Origin of the sequence: Mycobacterium sp. IS-836 (assembly GCF_001954275.1) — a bacterium.
Classification (GTDB): domain Bacteria; phylum Actinomycetota; class Actinomycetes; order Mycobacteriales; family Mycobacteriaceae; genus Mycobacterium.
The window spans coordinates 19,173-38,629 of record NZ_MBEU01000054.1 but is presented as its reverse complement, the minus strand read 5'-3'; the positions used below and the strand labels follow the sequence as shown (position 1 = coordinate 38,629).

Sequence of the window (19,457 nt, the reverse complement as noted above, 5' to 3'; positions counted from 1 at the left end):
TTGTGGGCCAGCGCGCGCTCCACGCCGGCCAGCACCATCCACGTGTCGTTGGACAGCTGGTCGCGCACCGCCCGGGCCGACAGCGTGCTCGCCTCGGCGCATTCGCAGACGCTGGCCGGGATGCTGACGCTGGCCGGGATCGCCGGCGAGTCGATGGTGCGCGACGTGGGCTGGACGATGATGGACATCGGCAAACGCATCGAGCGCGGCCTCTGGCTGACCGCGTTGCTGGGAGCCACGATGACCACCGTGCGCGGCGCCGCCGCCGAGCAGGCCATCATCGAGTCCACGCTGGTGGCGTGCGAATCGTCGGTGATCTACCGGCGCCGCACGGTCGGCAAGGTCAGCGTCGCCGCGATGACCGAGCTGATGCTGTTCGACGCGCAAAACCCGCGATCGCTGCTCTATCAGGTGGAGCGGCTGCGGGCCGACCTCAAGGACCTGCCCGGCTCGTCGGGATCGTCGCGCCCGGAGCGGCTGGTCGACGAGATCGGAACGCGGCTGCGCCGGTCGCATCCCGACGAGTTGGACGAGGTCACCGACGGGCGCCGCGCGCAGCTGGCGGACCTGCTCGCCGCGATCCAAACCGAGTTGCGCGATCTGGCCGAGGCGATCACCGAAACACAGCTGGCGCTGCCGATCGCCATGCGGCCGCTGTGGGGAGGCGACGAACGCCGCGTGATGCCGGCCTAGCCGGCGTCTAGGCACTAACCGCGGTGGGCCCCTTCGAATCCGAAGTCACCTCGTCGATGACGGTGTGGATGAACTGCATCTTCTCCAGGACGGCCGCGGGCAACACGAAGGGATACAGGTCGTCGTGGCCCATCGAACGGTTCACCATGTTCAGCGACCACGACAACGGCAGCCACATCTCGATGATGTTCGGAAATGCGCTGGGGCCCAAGGCAGGCCGGTCGAAGGTCGCCGACGCCGGGGCCAGGCCGCACCAGGCGCAGGTGTCCAGCGTGTCGCGGATGTGCAGGTAATGGGCGAAGGTCTCGGCCCAATCCTCGGCGGGGTGCATGGTCGCATACGACGACACGAAGCTCTCCTGCCAACCCTGCGGCGCACCTTCGCTGTAATGCCGATCCAGCGCCTCCTGATAGTCGGCGTCGGGATCGCCGAACAGCTCGTTGAACCGTGCCAGGTAATCGCTGGACGGAGTGATCAGCCGGTAGAAGTAGTAATGCCCCACCTCGTGCCGGAAGTGGCCGAGCAGCGTCCGGTACGGCTCTTCCATCTCGACCCGCAGCTGTTCGCGATGGACGTCGTCGCCCTCGGCCAAATCCAGTGTGATGACGCCGTTGTCGTGGCCGGTTATCACCTTCTCGTGCGCGCTGGACAGCAGGCGAAATCCCAAGCCGTAGTCGGGATCCCGGTCACGCCCGACTATCGGCAACTTCAATTCGGACAGCTCGGCGACCAGCCTCCGCTTGGCCGCCTCGGCCCGGGCGAACGCGGCCAGTCCGTCGGCGTCGTTGTCGTTGGGCCGTTCCAGCGTCAGCGCGCACGATGTGCACAGTCCGCCTGGGTTGTTGATGGAAACCAACCAATTGCATTCGGCGAGATGGCGATTGGCGCATAATTCATACTCGCTGGCGCAGACGAAGCCGGACTTGTCGCCGTCCTCACCGGTGGTGATCACCAGCAGGGCCATGTTCTCGAGCGAGAACCCCAGCGCGCTACCACACGCCAGGCAGGTGGAGTTCTCGAACGTCAGACGCTGGCCGCAGTTGGGGCAGTGAAAATCACGCATCCAGCTCGTCACCCTCGAACGGCACCACGTCCACGGCGACGTCGATCACGCTGTTCTCCGCGTCCGTGTAGATGATGCCCCGCAGCGGCGGCACGTCCGCGTAGTCGCGGCCGCGCCCGACGACGATGTAGCGCTGGTCGACCATCTGGTCGTTGGTGGGATCGAGGCCCAGCCATTCGAACTGGCCGGGCTCCCGCGGTGTCCACACCGAGGCCCAGGCATGGGTGGCGTCGATACCGATCATCCGGTCCTTTCCAGGCGGCGGGTCGGTGGCCAGATAACCGGACACATAACACGCCGCCAGACCATTGGCTCGCAGGCAGGCGATCGCCAGCCTCGCGAAGTCTTGGCATACCCCCTCCCGGGCCGCCAGAACCTCGTTCACCCCGGTGGAAATCGTCGTCGACCCCGACCGGTAGGTGAAGTCGGTGAAGATCCGGGACGCGAGGTCGCACAACACCTCGACCAGCGGGCGCCCGGGCACGAAGCTGGGGGCCGCGTATTCGCGCACGGCGTCGGTGATCTCGGGCGGATCGAGGTCCAGGGTGAACTCGGTCGCCAGCGCCCCCCGGGGTCCGGCCGGCCGGGCTTCCTCCCAGGGCGCCACGGCCGGGCCGCTGGTGTACGTCTCGAGGGGCAGCGGATACACGTCGACGATGGAGTCGCTGGTGATCGTGAGGGTGCGATGCGGCTCGGTGACGTGGAAAAAGGAGCTGACGTTGCCGTAGGCGTCGGGGCTGGTGGAGATGTCGGCGGGAGCCGGCTCGATATCCAGCCGGTGCGCGATGCAGCGCTGCCGCAGTGAATCCCGCGGGGTGAGAAAACCGCGGCCGTAGGAGCTGGTCACCGTGTCGGAGTAGCGGTACTCGGTGCGATGGGTGACGCGATGGCGGCGGGTAACCGGAGCCTGCACCTGAGACGCTTCCGAAGACAACCCGCCACCTCCTCGTAATCGATTGCCAATACGGCACCAACCGCACCATAACCGGCGCACAATCGTGGTGTGGCCACGTGGGACGACGTCGCCCGCATCGTTGGCGAGCTACCGCTGACCTCCGAACAGTCACCGCATGACTGGCGGGTCGGCAAGAAGTTGCTGGCGTGGGAGCGTCCGCTGCGCCCGTCGGACCGCGAGGCGCTGACGGCAAGCGGTGCCGAGCCACCCGAGGGCGACATTCTCGGCGTCCGGGTGTCCGACGAGGGCGTCAAGTTCGCGTTGATCGCCGACGAGCCGGCCATCTACTTCACCACCCCGCACTTCGACGGGTATCCGGCGGTGCTGGTCAGACTGGCCGAGATCGAGGCCCGCGGCCTCGAGGAGCTGATCACCGAGGCCTGGCTGACCCAGGCGCCCAAGAAACTTGTCGAGGAATTCCTGACCGGCTCCTTCTGAGCCCCGGTCATAGCGCCCGCAGGTCGATGACCCGCTGCACGTCGTCCACGCAGGCCTGGACGACGTCGGCGAGCACCACCTCGGTGCGCTCGCGGGCGCCGGCGTGCAGCGTCGACGCGTGGCGGCGCGCGGCGGCCACGTAGGCGCACGCCCCCGCGGGATCCGAATCGGCGAGCGCCGTGGCCGCCGCGAGGTCGACCAGCACGTCCGGCACCGGGGGCCCAAGATCGCAGCCGGCGTCGTCCGGGGGCGCGACGGCACGCGCCAGCTGCAGCACGGAACCCGCGAGCAGCGCCACCTGCACGGCCTGGTGCTCGGCGGCCTGCACGACGCCACGCATCCCCCACCGCCGCGGCGCGATCCGCACCACGTGGCGGGCGGTGGTGCGGGCGCCAATAAGGCCACCCAGCTGCCCGTGCACCCTGTCGACGGCCGACAGCGGCCAGTCGGGCGCCGGCGCCCTGCGGCCCGACGCGATGTCCGCGGTGCGGGCCAGCACCGCGCGCAGCGTCCCCAGCACTCCGATGCGCGCGCTGCGCAACACCTCCAGCGGGTCGGCGGGGAACAGGACGACGGCGAAGACGATGGCCAGGCAGCCGCCGATCAGCGCGTCGAAGATGCGCTCGAAACCGACCCCGCTGCGGTACAACGCCAGCACCAGGATCGACGACACGACGGTCTGGTTGGCGAACATCATGCCCTGGCCGATGTAGCCCTGACCGATGAACACCGCGACCAGGAGCGCGATCAGCGCGGCGACCGCGATGGGGACGGCGCCGGGCCCCAGCAGGCCCTGCACAACGGTGCCCACCCCGATTCCCAGCGTGACGCCGATCATCATCTGGATGGCGCGTTGGGCGCGCAGCACGTTACTGATCGACAACGACACGGCCGCGGCGATCGGCGCGAAGAACGGCTGCGGATGCGCGAGCACATCGTGGGCGAGATACCAGGCCAGGCCCGCGGCCACCGACGTCTGCAGCAGCGTGAACCACAGGTCGCGGACCCGTTTCAAACCCGCGACGACGGCGGCCTTCGCCCCCGACGGCCGCGTCAACAGCGAAGCGCTCATCACGCTTACTTACCCCACCGCGCACGGGGTCGCTCGGTGGGGCTAGGTCGTTTGCAATTCGAAGAGCGGGATCACCCGGGTGGTCTTGGACTGATACTCCGCGAAGCCCGGCGCCGCGGCAGCGACCTTTTCGAAGAGCTCGTCGCGCTCCGCGGTCGGCAGCTCGCGGGCCGTCACGTCGAACGTGTCGGTACCGATCTCGACGTGGGCCGCCGGGTTGGCGCGCAGGTTGTGCACCCATGCCGGACTGACCGGGGCGCCGGCGAAGGAGCCGATGATGATCAGCTTGCCGTCGATGCGGAAGTACGCCAGCGGTGACGTCCGCTTCTTGCCGGACTTGGCGCCCGTCGTGGTGAGCAGCAACAGGTTGGCACCGGCGAATTGGCCGCCGACCTTTCCGTCGTTGGCGCGGAACTCGTCGACGATGCCGCTGTTGAACGCGTTGATGGTGTCGGTGTCAGGGATGCCTTGGGTCATGCCTGGTCAACCTTTTCCGGTTTGGCGTCTATTCCGGACAGAAAGTGTCCATTTTTGTGCTCCTCGTTGCCCCTAGTCGATGAACGCGGCCCAAAACGGGCGGCGACAACCTAAGGGAGATCACCATGAAGAACACATCAACCAGCCGGAAACGCACTCGCTTTCGGTACGCCGCGATGCTCTTCGGCGCGCTGGCCATTGTCGCGTTGGCCCCCGCCACCGCGTATGCCGAGCCCAACGGGCCCACCGGCCCCAGCGGCGGATGCCACTACACCGACCCGGACGGCTACGACATCCCGATCGACGAGGGCCAGGGCGTCATCGTCGGCGGCAAGCTCGTCACGTGCACCAACGGCAAGACGGTCGTCACCGATGCCCCGGCACGCACGCACCCCCACCCGCCGGTCGCACCGCCCAATCACGCGCCGGTACAGACCCGGAAAGTGTAAGGCGCGCAAAGCCCGCCACCTTGAAACAGGTGGCGGGCCGACGCACGCCGTTAGGCGGGTTCCGGCTTGGCGTCTATTCCGGATTCCTTGCGCTGCTGGGCCGTGATCGGCGCCGGCGCATCGGTCAGCGGGTCGACGCCGCCGCCGGTCTTCGGGAAGGCGATCACCTCGCGGATGGAGTCGACGCCGGACAGCAGCGCGTTGATCCGGTCCCAGCCGAACGCGATGCCGCCGTGCGGCGGCGCGCCAAACATGAACGCCTCCAACAGGAATCCGAACTTCTCCTCGGCCTCGGCCTTGTCCAGGCCCATCACCGCGAACACGCGCTCCTGGACGTCGCGGCGATGGATACGGATCGAGCCGCCGCCGATCTCGTTGCCGTTGCAGACGATGTCGTACGCGTCGGCCAGCACACTGCCGGGATCGCTGTCGACCGCGTCCTCGTGCTCGGGCTTGGGCGAGGTGAACGCGTGGTGCACCGCGGTCCACGCTCCGGAGCCGACCGCCACGTCGCCGGCGGCGGTCGCCTCTTCGGCGGGCTCGAACAGCGGCGGGTCGACAACCCAGACGAACGCCCACGCGTTCGGGTCGATCATGTCGAGCCGGCTTGCGATCTCGCCGCGGGCGGCGCCCAACAGCGCCCGCGACGACTTCGCCGGGCCCGCGGAAAAGAAGACGCAGTCCCCCGGCTTGGCGCCGACGTGCGCGGCCAGGCCGTCGCGTTCTCGCTCGCTGAGGTTCTTGGCCACCGGGCCGCCCAGCGTGCCGTCGTCTCCGACCAGCACGTAGGCCAGTCCGCGGTGCCCGCGCTGTTTGGCCCACTCCTGCCAGCCGTCCAGCGTGCGGCGCGGCTGTGCGGCCCCGCCGGGCATCACCACCGCGCCGACATACGGGGCCTGGAAAACGCGAAACGTGGTGTCCTTGAAGAACTCTCCGCACTCGACGAGCTCCAGCCCGAACCGCATGTCGGGTTTGTCGGAGCCGAACCGTCGCATGGCGTCGGCGTAGGTGATCCGCGGGATCGGGGTCGGAAGCCGGTAGCCGATCAGCTCCCACAGCGCGGCCAAGATCTCCTCGGAGATCGCGATCACGTCTTCGGCGTCGACGAAGCTCATCTCCATGTCGAGCTGGGTGAACTCCGGCTGCCGGTCGGCGCGGAAATCCTCGTCGCGGTAGCAGCGGGCGATCTGGTAGTAGCGCTCCATCCCGGCCACCATCAGCAGCTGCTTGAACAGCTGCGGGCTTTGCGGCAGGGCATAGAACGAACCCGGGTGCAGGCGGGCCGGCACCAGGAAGTCGCGCGCGCCCTCGGGTGTCGATCGGGTGATGGTCGGGGTCTCGATCTCGACGAAGTCGTGGCGATCCAGCACCGCGCGGGCAGCCGCATTCACCTTGGAGCGCAACCGAATTGCCGCGGCCGGGCCGTCCCGGCGCAGGTCGAGGTAGCGGTACTTCAACCGCAGCTCCTCGCCGGCGGGCTCGTCGAGCTGGAACGGCAGCGGGGCGCTCTCGCCGAGCACGGTCAACGAGGTCGCGTTGACCTCGATCTCGCCGGTGGCGATCTCGGTGTTGGCGTTGCCTTCCGGGCGGATCTCCACGACGCCGTCGACCGCGATGCAGAACTCGGCGCGCAGCCGGTGCGCCTGGGCCAGTACGTCGGGGGCGCGGAACACGACCTGCGCCACACCGGAGGCGTCGCGCAGATCGATGAAGATGACACCGCCGTGGTCGCGGCGGCGCGCCACCCAGCCGGCCAACGTCACCTGCTGTCCGGCGTCGCTAGCCCGTAGCGAACCAGCGGCGTGGCTGCGCAGCACAAACACTCCCTTTCAGCAGGCTTTGGACGAGTGACCAGTCTAGAGCAGGTATTTTCGGTCCTATCGCCACCACCATCGCACTCGTCGGTCCCGGCGCCGTCGGCACGACGGTCGCCGCGCTGCTCCACAAGGCCGGGCATTCGGTCCTGGTCTGCGGCCACACTCCCCGCGACAGCATCGAGCTGCGGCCCGACGGCGAAGAGCCGATCGTGGTGCCCGGCCCGGTGCTCACCGATCCCGCCGAGATCACCGGCACGGTCGACGTGGTCGTGCTGGCGGTCAAGGCCACCCAGAACGACGAGGCGGCCAGCTGGCTGGCGCGGCTGTGCGACGAGCACACTATCGTCGCCGTGCTGCAAAACGGTGTCGAGCAGGTCGACCAGGTCAAGCCGCACTGCCCTTCCTCCCCCGTGATCCCGGGCATCGTGTGGTATTCGGCCGAGACCCAGCCCGACGGCTGGGTGCGATTGCGCACCGAGGCCCGGCTGGTGCTGCCCTCCGGGCCCTCTGCCGAGAGCGTCGCCGAGCTGCTGCGCGGCGCCGGCTGCCACGTGGAGTGCGACCCCGACTTCCTCACGGGGGCCTGGCGCAAGCTGCTCACCAACGCGCTGGCCGGGTTGATGGTGCTGTCACGGCGGCGCTCGGGCATGTTCCGCCGCGAGGACGTCGCCGCGTTGTCCCGGCGCTATGTCGCCGAATGCCTGGCCGTCGCGCGGGCCGAGGGCGCCAGACTGCCGGACGGCGTGGTCGACGAGTTGGTCGAGATGTTTCGTCATGTTCCCGAAGACATGAGCACCTCGATGCTGGCCGACGCGGAAAACGGCCGGCGGCTGGAGTGGGAGATCCGCAACGAGGTGATCATCCGCAAGGCCCGCGCCCACAACCTGGCGACGCCGATCAGCGACATCCTGGTGCCGCTGCTGGCCGCCGCCAGCGACGGTCCGGGCTAGGTTAGAGGCCATGTACGCCTGCGAGCGCGTCGACCTCAGCTTCATCGAGAACGCGCCATTCCGATTCCGCAACAGTGTCGACCTCGCCATCACACCCGAGCAGCTGTTCGAGGTGCTCGCCGACGCCGAGTCCTGGCCGCGCTGGGCCCCGGTGATCACCAAGGTGACCTGGACCAGTCCCGAGCCGCGCGGCGTCGGCACCACCCGCGTCGTCGAGATGCGCGGTGGCATCGTCGGCGACGAGGAGTTCATCGCGTGGGAACCGTTTAGCCACATGGCGTTTCGGTTCAACGAGTGCTCGACGCGGTCGGTGGCCGCGTTCGCCGAGGATTACCGGGTGGAAGTCATTCCCGGTGGCTGCCGGCTGACCTGGACCATGGCGCAGCAGCCGGCCGGGCCGGCGCGGCTGGCGATGTTGTTCGCCGGGCCGCTGCTGAACCTGGGCCTGCGCCGGTTTCTGCGTAATCTGCGTAGCTATACCGATGCGCGCGCGGCCCAGCAGCATTAGGAGGGTGCGATGACCTTCAACGAGGGTATGCAGATCGACACCAGCACCGCGTCGTCGTCGGGCGGTATGGGCGGCATGGGTATGGCCGTCGGTGGCGGCGGCGTCGGGCTCCTGATCCTGCTCGCGGCGTTGTTCTTCGGGGTCGACCCCGGCCGCGTGATGAACTCCCAGCAGATGAACACGGGCGGCTACTCGGCGCCCGGGTTCGACCTGGGCCAGTGCAAGACCGGCGCCGACGCCAACAAGTACGTGCAGTGCCGCGTGATCGCCACCGGCAATTCGGTGGACGCGGTCTGGCATCAGCTGATGCCGGGCTACACCCGCCCGCGCGTGCGGCTGTTCACCGGCCAGGTGGAGACCGGCTGCGGCGCGGCCACCACCGCGGTCGGGCCGTTCTATTGCCCGGTCGATCAGACCGCTTACTTCGACACCGACTTCTTCCAGGAGCTGGTCGACAAATTCGGTTCCAGCGGTGGACCATTCGCGCAGGAGTACGTGGTCGCCCACGAATACGGCCATCACGTGCAGCAGCTGCAGGGCGTCCTGGGCCGTTCGCAGCAGGGCGCGCAGGGCGCCGGCGGCAACGGCGTGCGCACCGAGTTACAGGCGGACTGCTACGCCGGCATCTGGGCGCACTACGCGTCGACGGTCAAGCAGGAAAGCACCGGCGTGCCGTACCTGCAGCCGTTGAGCGACAAGGACATTGCCGACGCGCTCTCGGCCGCGGCGTCGGTGGGCGATGACCGCATCCAACGGGAGACAACCGGGCGCGTCAACCCGGAGTCGTGGACGCACGGGTCCGCCGCACAACGGCAGAAGTGGTTCACCATCGGGTATCAGACCGGTGACCCGCACCAGTGCGACACCTTCGCCGCCACGAACCTCGGCTAGCCCGGCTTGGCCGCGCAGGTGACGGTGGTGGTCGCGTCCTGCTGCGCGACCACCTGGCCGTCCACGGCGATCTCGCAGTGGAATGAGGCCGGACCATTGCCCGAATCCGGCCAATGCAGCATGCCGCTGGCGCTGATGCTCGCCCACTGCGTCGGGTTCGCCAAGGTGACGGTGTAGGTGACCGGCGTTCCACCGCTGAGCGGAGCCTGCACGCTGGTCATGAACTTCGACGGGTCCGCGTTGTAGGCGGCCTGGCTGGGCGGATCGGCGTTCACGTAGTTGACGGTGGCGGTCAGATTGTTGGGGCTCGACACGGTGTACGTCACCTGATGGCCGGCCGGATCCGCATAGGAGGTCGCGGGCGTGACAGCCACTGCTGCAGCTGCCGCAAACGTTGCCGCGGCGACCACGCTGGTCACATTTCGCACGTTGGTCATATCGAAAACGCTACCGGATCCGTTACCCCAGGAATTTGACCCGGAAGTCCCTACGATGCATCTGTGCCCACCGCATTCGTGTTGTCCGGCGGCGCCAGCCTGGGAGCGATCCATGTCGGGATGCTGCTCGCCCTGGCCGACGAAGGAGAATCGCCCGACCTGATCGTCGGCACGTCCGTCGGCGCGGTCAACGGCGGGTGGATCGCGTCGCGGCCCGACGCCGCCGGGATTCGCGGCCTCGCCGACCTGTGGGTGTCGCTGGCGCGGCGGGACATCTTCCCCACCCATCCGCTGGCCGGGGTGTTGGGCATGCTCGGTCGGCGGTCCCACCTGGTCCCCAACACCGGTTTGCGGCGCCTGCTCGCCGACAAATTGGAGTTCGAGCGTCTCGAGGAGGCACCCGTCCCCCTGCACGTGGTGGCCACCGACGTCATCTCCGGCACCGATGTGCGGCTGTCGTCCGGCGACGCCGTCGACGCGATCGCCGCCAGCGCCGCCATCCCCGGAGTTTTTCCGCCGGTGCGCATCGACGGCCGTCACCTGATGGACGGCGGCGTGGTGAACAACACCCCGATCTCGCACGCCGTCCAGCTCGGCGCCGACCGGATCTGGGTGCTGCCGACCGGCTACTCGTGCGACCTGCCCGCGGCACCCAAGACGGCGGTGAACATGGCGCTGCACGCCATGACCCTCGCCGTCAACCACCGCCTGGCCGTCGACATCGAGCGCTTCGAACACGACGTCGACATCCGCGTGATCCGGCCGCTATGCCCGGTCGCCACGTCGGGAGCCGACTTCTCGCACGGGGCGATGCTCATCGAGCGGTCGCACGCGGCCACCCGCGAGTGGCTCGCGGCGCGCCCGCCGGCCGAAGGCCAAGCCGGACTGCTCGAACCGCATCGCCACTAGGCCGCCCCGCTCGGGTATGAAGCAAGCATGAGCGACGACCCGCAGCGGGCCGGCGGCATCAGCCGCCGCCGGCTGCTCACCTCGACCGCGGCCTCGGCGGTACTCGGCGGCGTCGGGGTCGGCGGGGCCGCGCTGCTGTGGTCTGGCCACTCGCAGCCCCGGGGCCCCGCGCTGTGGTATCAGCCGGATCGCGGCGAGGCGCCGCCCGTGGCCGGCCTGCACCTGCAATTCGGCAAGAACGCCGCCACCGAGGTGGTGGTGTCGTGGCACAGCACCGAGGCCGTCCGCAATCCGCGCGTCATGCTGGGCACCCCGGCGTCGGGATTCGGTCACACCGTGGCGGCCGAAACGCGCACGTATCGGGACGCCAAGTCCAACACCGAAGTTCGCGTCAACCACGCCCACCTGACGAACCTCACCCCGGATACCGACTACGTCTACGCCGCGGTGCACGACGGCGCCGAACCGGAACCCGGCACGGTGCGCACCGCGCCGGTGGGGCGAAAGCCGTTGCGCTTCACCAGCTTCGGCGATCAGTCCACACCGACGCTGGACAAGCTACCCAACGGCGGCTACGGCACCGACAACATCGGTTCACCCGCGGCCGGCGACACCACGCTGGCCATCGAACGGCTCGGCCCGCTGTTCAACCTGGTCAACGGCGACCTGTGCTACGCCAACCTGGCGCAGGACCGAGTCCGCACCTGGTCGAACTGGTTCGAGAACAACACCCGCTCGGCGCGCTATCGGCCGTGGATGCCCGCGGCGGGCAACCACGAGAACGAATTGGGCAACGGGCCAATCGGATACGGCGCGTATCAAACGTACTTCCAGGTACCCGATTCGGGATCCAGCCCGGAGACCCACGGCATGTGGTACTCCTTCACCGCCGGCTCGGTGCGTGTGATCAGCCTCAACAACGACGATGTCGCCTTCCAGGACGGCGGCAACTTCTATGTCCACGGCTACTCCGGTGGCGAGCAAAAGCGCTGGCTCGCAGGCGAACTCGCCGCAGCGCGGCGCGACCACGATATCGACTGGGTGGTTGTCTGCATGCATCAGACGGCGATCTCCACCGCCGACCGCCGCAACGGCGCCGACCTCGGCATCCGCGAGGAATGGCTGCCGTTGTTCGATCAGTTCCAAGTCGATCTGGTGCTGTGCGGCCACGAACACCACTACGAGCGGTCACATCCGCTGCGCGGAACGCTGGGCACCGATACCCGCACACCGAGGCCCGTCGACACCCGTTCCGATCTCATCGACGCGACCCGGGGCACGGTGCACCTCGTGATCGGCGGGGGCGGCACCTCCGCGCCGTCCAACGGCCTGTTCTTCGCCCAGCCGCTGTGCCGCGTGTTGACGGGGGTCGGCGCGTTCGATCCGGCGGTCGGGCGCAAGCCACCGATCTATGCGATCGAAGACGCGCCGTGGTCGGCATTCCGCGACCGCGACCACCCTTACGGGTTCGTGGCTTTCGACGTCGATCCGGGACAACCCGGCGGCAACACCTCGATCAAGGCCACGTATTACGCGTTGAGCGGGTTGTTCGGCGCGGTCACCGTCGTCGACCAGTTCACCCTCACCAAGCCGCGTGGCGACAAGCCGGCCTAAAACAGCGTCGGCTGAACGGGTTCCGCGACCGCGGGCGAGGCGGCCCGCGGGGCCGGGCGGTGGTCGCCGCCGAGCCGATGCTTCGCGATCAGCGGCGCGGCGCGTTCGCGCAACATCTCGCGGTAGCTGGCCGGCAAGTAGGCGCCGCGGCGGTAGAGGTCGCGGTAGCGGCCGACCAGCTCGGGATGCGAGCGGGCCAGCCACGACATGAACCAGCCGCGCGTCGAGCCACGCAGGTGCAGGCCGAAGACCGTGACGCCGGTGGCCCCCGCGGCCGCGATCTGGCCAAGCAGCCCGTTGAGGTGCTCGACGGAATCGGTGAGATGCGGCAGCACCGGTGCGACCATCACGTGGCAGTCCAGGCCGGCATCGCGGATCGCGGTGATGAGGCCCAGGCGCGCCTGCGGCGTCGGAGTGCCGGGTTCGACGTCGCGGTGTAGTTCGGGCTCGGCCACCGCCAGCGACACCGCGACCGATACCGCAACGTGTTGGGCAGCTTGGGAGATCAGGGGCAGGTCGCGGCGCAGCAGCGTGCCCTTGGTCAGGATCGACAGCGGCGTGCCGGAGTCGGCGAGGGCGCCGATGATGCCCGGCATCAGCGCATAGCGGCCCTCGGCGCGCTGGTAGGGATCGGTGTTGGTGCCCAGCGCGACGGTCTCGCGCCGCCACGACGGGCGGCGCAGCTCGCGGCGCAGCACGTCGGCGACGTTGGTCTTGACCACCACCTGGGTGTCGAAGTCGGTGCCGCAGTCGAATTCCAGATATTCATGGGTGGGGCGCGCGAAGCAGTAGCGGCAGGCGTGCGAGCAGCCGCGGTAGCCGTTGACGGTGTAGCGGAACGGCAGCGCCGCCGCGTCCGGGATCTTGTTCAGCGCGGACTTGCACAGCACCTCGTGAAAGGTGATCCCGTCGAACTGCGGCGCGCGCACGCTTCGGACGAAGCCGATCCGCTGCAGCCCGGGCAGGGCCCCGTCGTCGACGGGTTGGCCGTTGACCGCGACGGCCTGGGTAGCCCACCGCATCCATCCATTCGAACACTCGTTCGATACGCAGTCAAGCCGGCTCGCGGCTCAGGCCTAGAAGCCGGCGGGCAGGCGACTGATGTTGGGATCCAACGGCACCACGACGCTGGCCTCCGGCGGATTCTGTCGCTCTTGGTATGCCGACTCAAGAGCGGCCGGAAACCCTTCCAGCCCGCGGTACACGCCAACCAATTGCTCGAGGATCTTGATTCGTTGCTGGCTCGCCTCGTCGACCGTCCGCCGGGCCTGCTCACGATACTGATCAGCCCCCTGCTTGGCGTCGGCGAGCAGCTGCTCATGCTCCCGCCGGGCGGCGTTCCATGCGTCCTCGATCGCCGATTGCGCTTCGGCGCGCATCGCGGCCAGTTCGGCGTCTTGCTTCTTTTTGGTTTCCTCGTATTCGGCGTCGAGGGCTTTTCGCTGCGCGGCGATATCCGCCAACAGCTCCGTGTATTTTCGCTGCGCGGCCTCGTTCTTGGCTTCAGCCGCGGCGATCAGCGCCTCTGACTCGGCGCGCGCCTCGGCTTGCATCTCGGAAACCTCGTTGATCGTGCGCTGCAGCATCGCGGCGATCCGCTGTTGCATCGCGTACGGCGCCGGTGAACTGTCGGTAAGGGCGGCGACCTCATCCCTGAGGACGGTGACCTCGATCCGCAGCGCGGCTGCTTCATCGCAGGATTCTTTTAGCCGCTCCCTCAGGCTCTCGACTTCCTCGAACAACAACTGCTGCTTGGTGATCGACTTCTCGATATAGGCATCAACCGCGGCCGGATCGTAGCCCCTGAACATGCGGGCGAATGTGGTTGCTTGTTCGGTTATCACTGCCGTTGCCCCTTCCGACTGAAAACGCCTGGAGACCTGGGGGGATCGGTTCAGAGCCAAGTATTCCACGGTCATGCGTCCGCCGGAATAAGCCGTTTCTCCAGCCTTCGCTATTGGTCACGTTTGCGCGCTTTTGGACCCGCCCCTTGCGGCATCTCAACGCCAAAAACAAACGCGCCAAACGTCCGCACCTATGCCGGCCGTCAATTTCGCGATCCGGCTAAGTTAGGCCGTCCTCCAGGTAGCGCAGCGCGTATCTGCATTGCGGCTCGGATTCGATCTCCGACTGCCAGGTGGCCCTCTCTTGGATCGCTTCCGTCGATCCATAAACCCGCCGGTTACATCCGGGGCAAGTCAGGAGTGTGTACATTTTGTCGCCGCCGCGCGGCCATTCCTCGCACGGTTCGCCGGGTAGCTCGATCCCGATGGACCGGGGCGCAATGCTCTGGATCAATTGGCCGGCGACGTGCCCCTCGGGGCATACCAGGTCCATGGTTCGTAGCCCCTTGTCGGTCATTTGCGGCGCCCGAAGCGCGAAAGTACCTCGGCGACAACCGAATCCACCGGCACCGATACCTGCTCACCCGAGCCGAGGTCCTTGACCCCGATGGTCCCGGCGTCGAGATCACGCTCCCCCGCGACCAGCGCGAGGCGGGCACCGGAACGGTCCGCCGCGCGCATCGCGCCCTTGAGCCCGCGGTCGCCGTAGGCCATGTCGACGCGGACGCCGGACGCGCGCAGCTGCCCGGCCAGCACCGCGAGCCGCAGCTTGGCCGGCTCGCTCAGCGGCACACAGAACACGTCGCAGCGCGTCGCCTCCCCCACACTCTTGCCCTCGGCCCGCAACGCCAGCAGGGTCCGGTCCACGCCGAGCCCAAACCCGATGCCGGACAGGTCTTGTCCGCCCAGCTCGCGCATCAGGCCGTCGTAGCGGCCGCCGCCGCCGATGCCGGATTGCGCGCCCAGGCCGTCGTGCACGAACTCGAACGTGGTTTTGGTGTAGTAGTCCAGCCCGCGCACCATGCGGGGGTTGAGGACGTATGGCACGCCCAGCGCGTCCAGGTGCGCCAGCACGCTGTCGAAATGCTGCTTGGCCACATCGGAGAGGTGATCGAGCAACACCGGCGCGTCGGCCGTCATCGCGCGCACCTCGGGACGTTTGTCGTCGAGCACTCGCAACGGATTGAGCTCGGCCCGCCGCCGGGTCTCCTCGTCGAGGTCGAGCCCAAACAGGAAGTCCTGCAACAGTTCCCGATACTGCGGGCGGCAGCTGTCGTCGCCCAGCGAGGTGATCTCCAGCCGGAACTCATCCAGCCCCAGCGAGCGGAACCCGGCGTCGGCGACGGCGATCACTTCGGCGTCCAGCGCCGGATCGTCGACACCGATCGCCTCCACTCCCACCTGCTGCAGCTGGCGATAGCGGCCGGCCTGCGGACGCTCGTAGCGGAAGAACGGGCCCGCGTAACACAGCTTCACCGGCAGCGCGCCGCGGTCCAGGCCGTGTTCGATTACCGCCCGCACCACCGAGGCCGTGCCCTCGGGCCGCAGCGTCACCGAGCGGTTACCGCGGTCGGCGAAGGTGTACATCTCCTTGGACACCACGTCGGTGGATTCGCCGACGCCGCGGGCGAACAGCGCGGTGTCCTCGAAAATGGGCAGCTCGACGTCGCCGTAACCGGCCCGGCGCGCCGCCGCGAGCAGGCCGTCGCGCACGGCGACGAACTGCGCCGACTCAGGCGGGATGTAGTCCGGCACCCCCTTGGGGGCGACAAACTCCGTCACGAGCTCAGGCCTTCGAGGAACGGGTTGAAACGCCGCTCGGCACCGATCGTGGTGGACGGGCCGTGCCCCGGCAGCACCACGGTCGCGTCGTCGAGCACCAGCAGTTTGTCGACGATCGAGGTCAGCAAGTCGCGGCCGCTGCCCCCGAACAGGTCGGTGCGCCCGATCGAGCGCTCGAAGAGCGTGTCTCCCGTGAACACGTAGTTTTTTGCGTCGGTATCCTCCGCGACCCGGAACACCACCGATCCGCGGGTGTGCCCGGGTGTGTGATCGACGTTGACCGTCACGCTGCCCAGGTCGATCTTGTCGCCGTCGCGGTCCAGTTCGACCACCTGCTTGGGCTCGCGGAAGAACGCACCGGCCACCACCTGGGCCAGCCGCGGGCCCAGGCCGTAGATCGGGTCTTTCAGCATGAACCGGTCCTCGGGATGGATGTAGGTCGGGCAGCCGAACGTGTCGGAAACCTTCTGCGCGGACCACATGTGGTCGATGTGGCCGTGGGTGAGCAACACCGCCGCCGGAGTCAGCCGGTTCTCATCGAGGATGCGCCGCAGCGGGCCCATCGCCCGCTGTCCCGGGTCGACGATGACGCAATCCGTTCCGGGCCGCTCGGCCAGCACGTAGCAGTTGCACTGCAACACGCCGGCGGGAAATCCGGTGATCAACACGGTTCCCAGTTTCCCACGGGGCCCGGTTGACACCGGGCACCGCGCCCACATTAGCCTGAGCAGGCAAGTTGGCCCCGACTGAAGCAACCATGGAGGCATACCGGCCGTGCCGACCAACGAACAGCGACGAGCGAACGCCAAGCGCAAACTCGAACGGCAGCTGGAGCGCCGCCAAAAGCAAGCCAAACGGCGCCGGATCGCGCTCATCGCAGGTGGCTCGATCGTCGCGGTGGCGATCGTCGCCGCCGTGGTGATCGCCGTGGTCAACAGCAAAAGCGAGCACAAGAACACCACCGCCGCCACGACCACCCCGGCCAGCAGCTCGGCGCCGGCCACGACGGGCGCTCCGCAGCCCGGCCAGGTTCCGCCGTTGCCACCGTTCAAGCCGACGGCCACCACCGGCGCCAACTGTCAGTACCCGGCGTCGCCGGAACCGGCCGCCAAGCCGGTCAAGCCGCCGCGCACCGGCAAGATTCCGACCGACCCGGCCCAAGTCAGCGCCAGCATGGCAACCAGTCAGGGCAACATTGGCTTGATGTTGGCCAACAACGAATCACCTTGCGCGGTCAACAGTTTCGCGAGCCTGATCGGCCAGAAATACTTCGACAACACCAAATGCCACCGGCTGACCACCTCGGACACGTTGGCCGTCCTGCAATGCGGCGACCCCAAGGGCGACGGCAGCGGCGGCCCCGGCTACCAATTCGCCAACGAGTACCCGACCGACCAGTACCCGCCGAACGATCCGAAGCTGCGGGAGCCGGTCGTCTACCCGCGCGGCACGCTGGCCATGGCTAACGCCGGACCGGGCACCAACGGCAGCCAATTCTTCATGGTCTACAAGGACTCTCAGCTACCGCCGCAATACACCGTCTTCGGCACCATCCAGGCCGACGGGCTGGCGACTCTGGACAAGATCGCCAAGGCCGGCGTCTCCGGCGGCGGCGAGGACGGGGCGCCCAACAGCGAGGTCACCATCAAGTCGCTGCTGCTGGACTAAACCCTCAAGCGGCGCAACATTAATCACGCCTTGTTGGCGCGATTCGCATGACCGGCGCGGTCGAAAGTTTATGGTCGGTGCGTGGGGAAGGAATCGTTCGGCCATTACCAGTTGCTGGATGTCCTGGGTCGCGGCGGGATGGGACAAGTCTTCCGCGCCTACGACGCCAGCACCGACCGGGTAGTGGCCCTCAAGGTGCTGCCCACCCATCTCGCCCAGGACGCCGAGTTCCAGGAACGCTTCCGGCGCGAGGCACGCATCGCGGCAAGCCTCAACGACCCACACGTGGTGCCCATCCACAATTACGGCGAGATCGACGGTCAGCTGTACGTCGACATGCGGCTGATCGAGGGCCGCGACCTGGCGCAGTACATCGAGGAGAACGGCGGGCGGCTCAGCCCGCAGCGCGCGGTCGCGGTGATCGAACAGGTTGCGGCGGCGCTGGATAGCGCGCACCAGGTGGGGTTGATCCATCGCGATATCAAGCCGACGAACATCTTGCTCACCAACGCGCGAGATTTCGTCTACCTGATCGACTTCGGGATCGCGCGCACCGCCGCCGACACCGCGCTCACCCACACCGGGCACACGATGGGCACCGTGGCGTACATGGCGCCCGAGCGTTTCCGCGGCAGCACCGACCACCGCGCCGACGTGTATTCGTTGGCCTGCGTGCTGCACGAGTCCTTGACCGGCATCCGTCCGTTCCCGGGCGACAGCCTTGAAGAGCAGCTCAACGGGCACCTGAACACCGCGCCGCCGCGAGCCTCCATCACCGCCCCCGACGTGCCGGCGGCCCTCGATGCGGTGGTCGCTAAGGGAATGGCGAAGGACGTCGACGAGCGATACCAGAGCGCGATCGAACTGGCGGAGGACGCCAAAGCCGCGCTGGTCGGCACGGGCATCATGGCCGCGCCCGGCCCGGCGCCGTCGTCGCGAACACCGGTGCCGCCCCCACCCGCGCCGTCCGCTCCGGTGCCGTCCGCGCCGGCAGGCCAGGTCGACCCGCGGCTGGCGTATCACCCGCCGACGCACTCGCGGCGTCTGGTCTTGGGCATCGTCGGTGCGTCGGTGCTGGCGCTCGTGGCGGTGACGGCCCTGGTCATCGCGCTGGTGACGCACAGCGATGCCCCCGCCAACAACAGCGCGGCGTCCACGGCGCCCACCGGGGGCAGGCCAACGAACCGCGCGCGGACCCCCAAACCGTCGGAGTCGGTCGCCCCGAGCGTGCCGCCGCTGCCGGCGTTCGCTCCGCCCGCGGACCTGGGCGCCAACTGCCAGTACCCCGCCGCGCCGGACCCGGCGAGCAAGCCCGTCACCCCGCCCCCGGCCGGCAGGGTGTCCACCGAGCCCGCCGAGATCCCCGCGACCATCTCCACCAATTTCGGGAACATCGGCATCCGGCTCGCTAACGACAAGTCGCCGTGCGCGGTGAACAGCTTCACCAGCCTGGTGCGGCAACAATTCTTCGACAACACCGAGTGCGGCCGGCTGACCAACATGGCGGACGGGGCCCTGTTGCTGTGCGGCGGCCCCGACAACGAGGGCACCGGTGGCCCCGGCTACGAATTCGCCGACGAATACCCCGCCAATCAATACCCGGCCGGCGATCCCGCGCTCAGGGCGACCGTGGTCTATCCGCGCGGCACCATCACCATGGCCAACAACGGGCCCAACACCAACGGCAGCCAGTTCAACCTGGTGTTCAAGGACACCGACATGGAGCCGATCTACACGGTGCTGGGCACGATCGACGAAGCGGGCCTGGCGACGATCGACAAGATCGCCAAGGGGGGCATCGCCGGCAATCGGGAGGAGGGCATGCCCGCCAGCACCGTCACCATCACCTCGGTGCGCGTGGGCTGAGCCGTCGGCGGGCTAGGCCTTAGG

General features: G+C 68.2%; 20 protein-coding genes and 1 pseudogene. 10 read left to right on the top strand and 11 right to left on the bottom strand.

Features of this window, described 5'->3' with window-relative positions; translation table 11 throughout:
• A partial coding sequence (locus A5747_RS25500) for a hypothetical protein (RefSeq protein WP_233148056.1) occupies positions 1-83 on the bottom strand: 83 nt, incomplete at its 3' end.
• On the opposite strand from A5747_RS25500, the pseudogene A5747_RS15110 reads away from it, so the two are divergent.
• Positions 70-693: pseudogene (locus A5747_RS15110) on the top strand (alpha-E domain-containing protein); the annotation flags it as partial. The gene A5747_RS25500 and the pseudogene A5747_RS15110 overlap by 14 nt on opposite strands.
• Positions 694-700: 7 nt before the next feature.
• On the opposite strand, the gene A5747_RS15105 reads toward A5747_RS15110, so the two are convergent.
• Both A5747_RS15105 and A5747_RS15100 read right to left on the bottom strand, forming a co-directional pair.
• On the bottom strand, positions 701-1,756 hold the full coding sequence (locus A5747_RS15105; RefSeq protein ID WP_076125563.1) for a putative zinc-binding metallopeptidase: 1,056 nt from the start codon (positions 1,754-1,756) through the stop codon (positions 701-703).
• A complete protein-coding gene (locus tag A5747_RS15100) occupies positions 1,749-2,690 on the bottom strand; it encodes a transglutaminase family protein (RefSeq protein WP_076125561.1) in 942 nt (313 codons plus the stop codon). The genes A5747_RS15105 and A5747_RS15100 overlap by 8 nt, the downstream gene beginning before the upstream one ends.
• Before the next feature lie 69 nt (positions 2,691-2,759).
• Between A5747_RS15100 and A5747_RS15095 the strand changes: the two genes are divergently transcribed.
• Complete coding sequence (locus A5747_RS15095; RefSeq protein WP_076125559.1) at positions 2,760-3,149, top strand: MmcQ/YjbR family DNA-binding protein; 390 nt, start codon at positions 2,760-2,762, stop codon at positions 3,147-3,149.
• Between the two features lie 7 nt (positions 3,150-3,156).
• Here the strand turns inward: A5747_RS15095 and A5747_RS15090 are convergent, their stop codons facing one another.
• A complete protein-coding gene (locus A5747_RS15090; protein WP_076125556.1) occupies positions 3,157-4,221 on the bottom strand; it encodes an aromatic acid exporter family protein in 1,065 nt (354 codons plus the stop codon).
• 42 nt (positions 4,222-4,263) lie between these two features.
• The gene (locus A5747_RS15085) at positions 4,264-4,698 is read right to left on the bottom strand and encodes a nitroreductase family deazaflavin-dependent oxidoreductase (RefSeq protein WP_076125554.1); all 435 of its coding nucleotides are present in this window, start codon (positions 4,696-4,698) and stop codon (positions 4,264-4,266) included.
• A gap of 125 nt (positions 4,699-4,823) precedes the next feature.
• On the opposite strand from A5747_RS15085, the gene A5747_RS15080 reads away from it, so the two are divergent.
• Positions 4,824-5,147 (top strand): hypothetical protein, encoded by a 324-nt coding sequence (locus A5747_RS15080; RefSeq protein ID WP_076125551.1) that lies wholly within the window; start codon positions 4,824-4,826, stop codon positions 5,145-5,147.
• Positions 5,148-5,197: 50 nt separating this feature from the next.
• Here the strand turns inward: A5747_RS15080 and aspS are convergent, their stop codons facing one another.
• The gene (aspS, locus tag A5747_RS15075; protein ID WP_142245597.1) at positions 5,198-6,970 is read right to left on the bottom strand and encodes an aspartate--tRNA ligase; all 1,773 of its coding nucleotides are present in this window, start codon (positions 6,968-6,970) and stop codon (positions 5,198-5,200) included.
• 56 nt (positions 6,971-7,026) lie between these two features.
• Here aspS and A5747_RS15070 point away from each other — a divergent pair, with 56 nt between their 5' ends.
• From A5747_RS15070 to A5747_RS15060, 3 genes are read left to right on the top strand one after another with little or no spacing between them, the layout of a single operon-like run.
• Positions 7,027-7,914 carry an oxidoreductase gene (locus A5747_RS15070; RefSeq protein ID WP_198938198.1) on the top strand — a complete coding sequence of 296 codons (888 nt, stop codon included), beginning with the start codon at positions 7,027-7,029 and terminating at the stop codon, positions 7,912-7,914.
• A 10-nt stretch (positions 7,915-7,924) separates the two neighbouring features.
• A complete protein-coding gene (locus tag A5747_RS15065; RefSeq protein ID WP_076125546.1) occupies positions 7,925-8,422 on the top strand; it encodes an SRPBCC family protein in 498 nt (165 codons plus the stop codon).
• A 9-nt stretch (positions 8,423-8,431) separates the two neighbouring features.
• Positions 8,432-9,313 carry a neutral zinc metallopeptidase gene (locus A5747_RS15060; protein WP_076125543.1) on the top strand — a complete coding sequence of 294 codons (882 nt, stop codon included), beginning with the start codon at positions 8,432-8,434 and terminating at the stop codon, positions 9,311-9,313.
• On the opposite strand, the gene A5747_RS15055 is transcribed toward A5747_RS15060, so the two are convergent.
• Complete coding sequence (locus A5747_RS15055; protein WP_076125541.1) at positions 9,310-9,750, bottom strand: hypothetical protein; 441 nt, start codon at positions 9,748-9,750, stop codon at positions 9,310-9,312. The genes A5747_RS15060 and A5747_RS15055 overlap by 4 nt on opposite strands.
• Before the next feature lie 63 nt (positions 9,751-9,813).
• Between A5747_RS15055 and A5747_RS15050 the strand changes: the two genes are divergently transcribed.
• Both A5747_RS15050 and A5747_RS15045 read left to right on the top strand, forming a co-directional pair.
• Positions 9,814-10,659: a patatin-like phospholipase family protein gene (locus tag A5747_RS15050; RefSeq protein WP_076125538.1), complete on the top strand. Its 846-nt coding sequence runs from the start codon at positions 9,814-9,816 to the stop codon at positions 10,657-10,659.
• 27 nt (positions 10,660-10,686) lie between these two features.
• Positions 10,687-12,273 (top strand): metallophosphoesterase family protein, encoded by a 1,587-nt coding sequence (locus A5747_RS15045; RefSeq protein WP_076125536.1) that lies wholly within the window; start codon positions 10,687-10,689, stop codon positions 12,271-12,273.
• Here A5747_RS15045 and A5747_RS15040 read toward each other — a convergent pair.
• From A5747_RS15040 to A5747_RS15020, 4 genes are all read right to left on the bottom strand, one after another.
• Positions 12,270-13,295, bottom strand: a complete 1,026-nt coding sequence (locus A5747_RS15040; protein ID WP_076125533.1) for an Rv2578c family radical SAM protein — start codon at positions 13,293-13,295, stop codon at positions 12,270-12,272. The two genes, A5747_RS15045 and A5747_RS15040, sit on opposite strands and share 4 nt — an antisense overlap.
• A gap of 54 nt (positions 13,296-13,349) precedes the next feature.
• Positions 13,350-14,117, bottom strand: a complete 768-nt coding sequence (locus A5747_RS15035; protein ID WP_076125531.1) for a DivIVA domain-containing protein — start codon at positions 14,115-14,117, stop codon at positions 13,350-13,352.
• Positions 14,118-14,630: 513 nt separating this feature from the next.
• A complete protein-coding gene (hisS, locus tag A5747_RS15025) occupies positions 14,631-15,899 on the bottom strand; it encodes a histidine--tRNA ligase (RefSeq protein WP_076125526.1) in 1,269 nt (422 codons plus the stop codon).
• Positions 15,896-16,567 carry an MBL fold metallo-hydrolase gene (locus tag A5747_RS15020; RefSeq protein WP_076125571.1) on the bottom strand — a complete coding sequence of 224 codons (672 nt, stop codon included), beginning with the start codon at positions 16,565-16,567 and terminating at the stop codon, positions 15,896-15,898. The genes hisS and A5747_RS15020 overlap by 4 nt, the downstream gene beginning before the upstream one ends.
• A 106-nt stretch (positions 16,568-16,673) precedes the next feature.
• On the opposite strand from A5747_RS15020, the gene A5747_RS15015 reads away from it, so the two are divergent.
• Positions 16,674-17,567, top strand: coding sequence for a peptidylprolyl isomerase (locus A5747_RS15015; RefSeq protein WP_076125523.1), 894 nt, complete (start codon positions 16,674-16,676; stop codon positions 17,565-17,567).
• Positions 17,568-17,705: 138 nt separating this feature from the next.
• A complete protein-coding gene (locus A5747_RS15010) occupies positions 17,706-19,433 on the top strand; it encodes a protein kinase (RefSeq protein WP_083700449.1) in 1,728 nt (575 codons plus the stop codon).
• Positions 19,434-19,457: the final 24 nt, after the last annotated feature.

Coding starts and splice junctions, on each gene's coding strand:
- A5747_RS15080 (WP_076125551.1), top strand. CDS start 4,824: ATGAAGAACACATCAACCAGCCGGAAACGCACTCGCTTTCGGTACGCC.
- A5747_RS15040 (WP_076125533.1), bottom strand. CDS start 13,295: ATGCGGTGGGCTACCCAGGCCGTCGCGGTCAACGGCCAACCCGTCGAC.
- A5747_RS15060 (WP_076125543.1), top strand. CDS start 8,432: ATGACCTTCAACGAGGGTATGCAGATCGACACCAGCACCGCGTCGTCG.
- A5747_RS15105 (WP_076125563.1), bottom strand. CDS start 1,756: ATGCGTGATTTTCACTGCCCCAACTGCGGCCAGCGTCTGACGTTCGAG.
- A5747_RS15065 (WP_076125546.1), top strand. CDS start 7,925: ATGTACGCCTGCGAGCGCGTCGACCTCAGCTTCATCGAGAACGCGCCA.
- A5747_RS15090 (WP_076125556.1), bottom strand. CDS start 4,221: ATGAGCGCTTCGCTGTTGACGCGGCCGTCGGGGGCGAAGGCCGCCGTC.
- A5747_RS15045 (WP_076125536.1), top strand. CDS start 10,687: ATGAGCGACGACCCGCAGCGGGCCGGCGGCATCAGCCGCCGCCGGCTG.
- A5747_RS15010 (WP_083700449.1), top strand. CDS start 17,706: ATGGGACAAGTCTTCCGCGCCTACGACGCCAGCACCGACCGGGTAGTG.
- A5747_RS15085 (WP_076125554.1), bottom strand. CDS start 4,698: ATGACCCAAGGCATCCCTGACACCGACACCATCAACGCGTTCAACAGC.
- A5747_RS15055 (WP_076125541.1), bottom strand. CDS start 9,750: ATGACCAACGTGCGAAATGTGACCAGCGTGGTCGCCGCGGCAACGTTT.